Raw genomic sequence first — 4,874 nt, 5'->3', positions numbered from 1 at the left:
GACCCAGGCGGGCTCCGCTGCGGGCCAGTTGTTCTCGGCTGTGCMGCCGTCGCCGACCTATCTCAACGAGGACGACGTGATCGTGCTGACGCCCTCGGGCGCCTCCGGTGCCACGATCCCCATGCATTTCTCAATCTCCGTGAGGACCGCCTGACATGCCGTTCTTCTCCAAGCAAAATTCCTCGCGCGTCGGTCCCACGCAGACGATCGCCTATGACGGCAGCGTCAGCATCACCAACGCCTTCGGGCCGGAGACCTACCAGCTCCGACTGGTCGCCAATTCCGGCTGCTGCTACCGGATCGGCGACGGTGCGCAGACCGCGACCATTTCGGATCCGTATCTGCCGGCCAACGCCGTCGAATACGTCACGGTCAGTCCCGGCCAACGCATCGCTGCGCTGAAGGCCGCGACCAATGGCCTGGTCACGGCGACTGCCGGCACGCTCTGGATCACGGAGATGTCGTGATGGACGGTGTTCTGATCAAACCTCATCTCGACAGCAACGGTCGCGAGCTTGCGATCGAGCATATCCAGGATGTGGCGCCCATCCTGGAATGGAACAGGCAGGCGCGCCTTGATGAGCAGTGCGGCGATTGGGGGCGGCACGTCGCCCGCATTCCCAACGTCATCTACGTCAAATGGCTCAACGAGCAGCATGCAAGAGGCCACACCTCGTTGCGGCTGTTCACGCCCGAGTTCGACGCGATCGTGCAGACAAAGCTCGATGATCCCGAATGGGCCTATTTGCGAACAGACAGGCCGAAACTGCAGGCCGGCTGGTCAGCGGAGCTCACGTGACCCAGATAACGGACTACACATCGTTGCAAGCCGCAGTGACCGAATATCTCGCGCGCGACCAGGATACGACTCTGATCGCGCGGATCCCGACCTTCGTTCAGCTCGCGGAGGCCAAGTTCAACCGCCAGCTGTTCGTGCGGCAGATGGAGCAGCGGGCGACCGCGCTGGTCGATCTCGGATCGGATGAGCCGGAATTCATCTCGTTGCCGGCGGATTTCCAGTCCATGCGCAGGGTCCGGCTGTCGAGCGTGACGGGCAAGCCGTGCCTCGAATTCAAATCGGGGACGCAGATGGACGAATACCGCTTCGCGACGTCCGATGTCGCCGCGCAGCCGCGCTATTTCACTGTGTTCGGCAATGAACTTGAGCTCGCGCCAACGCCCGATGCCGCCTACACCATCGAAATGGTCTACCGGCAGAACGTGCCTGCGCTTGCGTCGAACGCCGGCAATTGGCTGCTGACCATGGCGCCCGATCTCTATCTCTACGGCGCCCTGCTGGAATCCGCGCCGTATATCAAGGAAGACGCGCGGATTCAGACCTGGGGACTCGGGTTCACGTCGGCGCTCGCCGATCTGAACAATCTCGGGCTGACCTCGACCTTCAATGCCGGGCCGATGACGGTGCGTGTTTCCGGCCAGATCATCTAGGACATCTTGGGAGAACGCCGATGGCAAGCTTCAACAAGTTCTATTGCTTCGTGCAGGACGTTGCGAACGCGCTGCACGACATGAAGACCGGCACCGCGCAGGTGTACAAAGTCTATCTGACCAACACGGTGCCGGTGGCAACCAACACGGTCTACAACGCGCCGGCGGATCTCGCAGCCGGCAACGGCTATACCGCGGGCGGCAACAGCGTCGGCACCATCACGGGCGCACAAACCACGGGCACGTTCAAGTTCGTCGGCGGGGCCGATCCGGCGTGGACGGCGTCGGGCGGTTCGATCGGACCGTTTCAATATGCGGTGCTCTACAATTCGACGTCGTCAACCAAGCCGCTCATCGGCTGGTGGGACTACGGCGTCGCGATCACGCTCACCAACGGCAACACCTTCACCGTCGATATCGACCAGACCAACGGCATCCTGACGATCACCTGACATGGCAGCTTTTCTCGACGTTTGCCGCTTCAGCCCATCAGCGGGCGGCACCACCGACTGGACCTATGCTTCGGCCGTCACGGGCTACCAAAGCCCTGCTGCGGCCGGAGTTGTCAACGGTCGCCTGTACAAGTACCGCGCCGAGAGTACCGATCTCAGCCAATGGGAGATCGGAGAGGGCGCCTACAACACCTCGTCCGGCGTGCTGGCGCGAACAACCATTCTGTTCAACTCGTCCGGGACCACCGCGAAGATCAATTTCTCCACGACGCCGCAGGTCGCGATCGTGGCGCTCAAGGAAGATCTGATCTCGGTCGAGGAGAGCAACAGCTTCAGCACAGCTCAAAAGGCGCAGGCGCGAAGCAATATCGACGCGCAACAGACGATCTCGGGTTTCTCGGCCATCCTGGGAGCCGACGTGACGATGTCTGCGGTCAATACGCTATTCGACGCCGTCTCCCTTTCGCTCGGAACGAGCGGAACGTTCCTCCTTATCGGAACCATGTCGCTCAAGGATACGAGCGCGGCCGCCAAGTTCCTGGCGCGGCTCGTGGACGGCACCAACGTCTACGCCTACAGCGGATGGGTCTACAGCACAGGCGCCGGAAACGCCGTGCAGGTCACGCTTGCCGCGATTGCGACCAACCCTGCCGGCAGTATCAGGATGCAGGCGTTTAATGCGACCAGCGCGAACGGAAAGATCGTCTATAACGACGCCGGAGCCGCCAGGGATACGCAACTTGTCGCAATCAAGATCGGGTGACGCACCGGGTGCGGCTCGCTCCTTTGTGAGCAGCCGCGCCAACGTCTTCGCGTTCGTCAATCGGTCCAAACCGCAAAGTGGCGTTCTTCGGAGTTAACGGATGTCCCTTCTTGGCTTTGACGCTGCCGGGCGTTTCGCGCTCGGGCAGTTGCCGACGCTCGGGCTGACCAACACGGTTCTGCTCACGACCACAGCCGTCTATACAGTCGCGGGGCAGGCGGCGGCTTTCAGGTCGGTGCAGTCAGGCATTCCGGGCCTGTTCGTTGTCTCGGGCGTTGCCGCCACATTCAACGCTGCCCTGTCCGGGGCGACAGGCAGCTACGCTGCGGCGGGAAATGTTGCTTCATTCAGATCGTCCCTTGCGGCAGGCGCCGTTGGATATTCTGTTGGCGGCCAGCAGGCAAAGATTGCTGTTCGGCTCGCTTCAGTGCCAGGCATCTATTTGCTCACAGCAAATAATGCATCAGCCGGCGCTTCGATGCTGTCGCCCCCCGGCGCATACGATGTGAGCGGCTATCCTTCGACGTTTTCCCGCAATTTCGAGGCCTGGTTTCCGCGACCGTTTGATTCCGACAGCTGGACCGCGACGGGAACAGAGCGCGAGGCCTGGATACCGAGGGATAACGCCGCAGCTTCTTGGGCGCCTGGGTCGGAGCCATCGCCCGCATGGACGCCCGCCGCGATTGAACCCGAAACATGGACGACTGAATAATGCCACTCCTTGCCTATGGCGAATATCGCCCGGATGTCAGCGACTATGAAGGCCAGGCGACCCGCAACATACTCAACGTCATCCCGCGAGGCGATGGCTATGGCCCGTTCCCGTCCTTCTCGGCCTACACGGCGCCGTTGCCCGCCTCGTGCCGCGGCGCGTTCTACGCGCTGAAATCGGACGGCACGGTTATCACCTTCGCCGGCACGAGCACCAAGCTCTACCGGCTCAACAACATCGACTTCACCTGGGTTGACGTATCCAAAGGTGGATCGTCCTACTCGGCGCTCTCAGCCACAGCACAATGGCAGTTCGCCCAAACCGGGAATTTCGTCTTCGCGACGCAGGCCAATGCGGTGCTGCAAATCTTCGATCTCTCGTCGTCGACGGCTTTTGCGGACGCGCTGGGCGCGCCGCCGCAGGCCGCCTATATCAGCGTGGTCGGGCGCTTCCTTGTGCTGTCCGGTTTGCTTTCGACGCCGTACCGGATCCACTGGTCCGGGCTCAACAACTTCAACGCCTCGGACAGCTGGACGAGCGGCATCAAGTCGTCGGACTTCCAGGACTTTCCGGATGGCGGAATCGTCCGCGGCGTCGCCGGCGGCGAATCCGGCATCGTCTTTCAGGACCAGGCGATCCGGCGCATGTCCTACGTGCCGGGTTCGCCGATCATCTTCCAGATCGATCGCATCACCCAGGACAAGGGCCTCTACGCGCCGTACTCGATCATCCGCGCCGGCGAGCGCATCTTCTTCTACGCCGGCCAGGGCTTTCACAAGATCGAGCCGGGCGGCGTGCCGCAGCAGATCGGACGCGAGAAGGTCGATCGCAGCTTTCTAGCCGATCTCGACAAGGGCAACCTTCAGCTCTTCATGGGTGCCGCCGATCCGCGCTCCACGCGTGTCTACTGGGCCTACAAATCGGTATCTGGCACGGTGGGCACCTACGACAAGCTGCTCGGCTACGACTTCCTGCTCGATCGCTTCTTCCCGATCGCCGTGACGGGCGAGTATCTGCTGGGTGTCTCGCAGACCGGTCTGACGCTGGAAAACCTCGACAGCATTTCGTCATCGCTGGATGCGCTGACGTTGAGCCTCGATGCCTACGCGACCGCGGTTCAGCCCGAGATCGCGCAATTCTCGAGCGCTCATGTGCTCGGCTTCTTCCGCGGCCCCAATCTCGAGGCGACGCTGGAAAGCCCCGAGCAGGGCACGGACGAGAACCGCATCACCATCCGCGGCTTCCGCCCGGTGACCGATGCGGCGACGCTGTTCGGCTCGGTCTCCTGGCGCGATACGCCGGCTGCACCGGCAACGCCGGGCGCGGAAGTTCTGGTCAATGCCCGCACCGGCCGCTGCGACGTCRGACGCGACACCCGCTATTCCCGCTTCAAGGTGCGCATCCCGGCCGCGACCTCGTGGTCATTCTGCGCCGGCATCGTCCCCGACCTCTCACCGAACGGCACGCTATGACGGCTTACGTACCCGGCATCACCGAG

7 protein-coding genes are annotated in these 4,874 nt (G+C 62.5%); all 7 read left to right on the top strand.

From position 1 onward, the window contains the following. Window positions 1–155 precede the first annotated feature (155 nt). The 7 genes from ACXJL8_RS34165 (at window position 156) to ACXJL8_RS34135 (ending at window position 4,848) form a co-directional block, all read left to right on the top strand. On the top strand, window positions 156–467 hold the full coding sequence (locus ACXJL8_RS34165; RefSeq protein WP_456624009.1) for a hypothetical protein: 312 nt from the start codon (window positions 156–158) through the stop codon (window positions 465–467). Then, window positions 467–799 carry a hypothetical protein gene (locus tag ACXJL8_RS34160; RefSeq protein ID WP_456624008.1) on the top strand — a complete coding sequence of 111 codons (333 nt, stop codon included), beginning with the start codon at window positions 467–469 and terminating at the stop codon, window positions 797–799. Before ACXJL8_RS34165 ends, ACXJL8_RS34160 begins: the two co-directional genes overlap by 1 nt. Continuing rightward, window positions 796–1,449 (top strand): phage adaptor protein, encoded by a 654-nt coding sequence (locus ACXJL8_RS34155; RefSeq protein WP_456624007.1) that lies wholly within the window; start codon window positions 796–798, stop codon window positions 1,447–1,449. Before ACXJL8_RS34160 ends, ACXJL8_RS34155 begins: the two co-directional genes overlap by 4 nt. Window positions 1,450–1,469: 20 nt before the next feature. Next, window positions 1,470–1,901: a hypothetical protein gene (locus ACXJL8_RS34150; protein ID WP_456624006.1), complete on the top strand. Its 432-nt coding sequence runs from the start codon at window positions 1,470–1,472 to the stop codon at window positions 1,899–1,901. Window position 1,902: 1 nt separating this feature from the next. Further along, on the top strand, window positions 1,903–2,664 hold the full coding sequence (locus tag ACXJL8_RS34145) for a hypothetical protein (RefSeq protein WP_456624005.1): 762 nt from the start codon (window positions 1,903–1,905) through the stop codon (window positions 2,662–2,664). 100 nt (window positions 2,665–2,764) lie between these two features. Beyond that, window positions 2,765–3,376, top strand: a complete 612-nt coding sequence (locus ACXJL8_RS34140) for a hypothetical protein (protein ID WP_456624004.1) — start codon at window positions 2,765–2,767, stop codon at window positions 3,374–3,376. After that, the gene (locus ACXJL8_RS34135; protein ID WP_456686377.1) at window positions 3,376–4,848 is read left to right on the top strand and encodes a hypothetical protein; all 1,473 of its coding nucleotides are present in this window, start codon (window positions 3,376–3,378) and stop codon (window positions 4,846–4,848) included. Before ACXJL8_RS34140 ends, ACXJL8_RS34135 begins: the two co-directional genes overlap by 1 nt. Window positions 4,849–4,874 lie beyond the last annotated feature (26 nt).

The sequence above is a fragment of the Bradyrhizobium sp. P5_C11_2 genome (assembly GCF_054049755.1).
This window is presented reverse-complemented; position numbering and strand designations above follow the sequence as displayed.

Excerpts from the sequence above, each read along its gene's own strand:
- ACXJL8_RS34165 (WP_456624009.1), top strand. The coding sequence starts at position 156 with ATGCCGTTCTTCTCCAAGCAAAATTCCTCGCGCGTCGGTCCCACGCAG.
- ACXJL8_RS34160 (WP_456624008.1), top strand. The coding sequence starts at position 467 with ATGGACGGTGTTCTGATCAAACCTCATCTCGACAGCAACGGTCGCGAG.
- ACXJL8_RS34150 (WP_456624006.1), top strand. The coding sequence starts at position 1,470 with ATGGCAAGCTTCAACAAGTTCTATTGCTTCGTGCAGGACGTTGCGAAC.
- ACXJL8_RS34145 (WP_456624005.1), top strand. The coding sequence starts at position 1,903 with ATGGCAGCTTTTCTCGACGTTTGCCGCTTCAGCCCATCAGCGGGCGGC.
- ACXJL8_RS34140 (WP_456624004.1), top strand. The coding sequence starts at position 2,765 with ATGTCCCTTCTTGGCTTTGACGCTGCCGGGCGTTTCGCGCTCGGGCAG.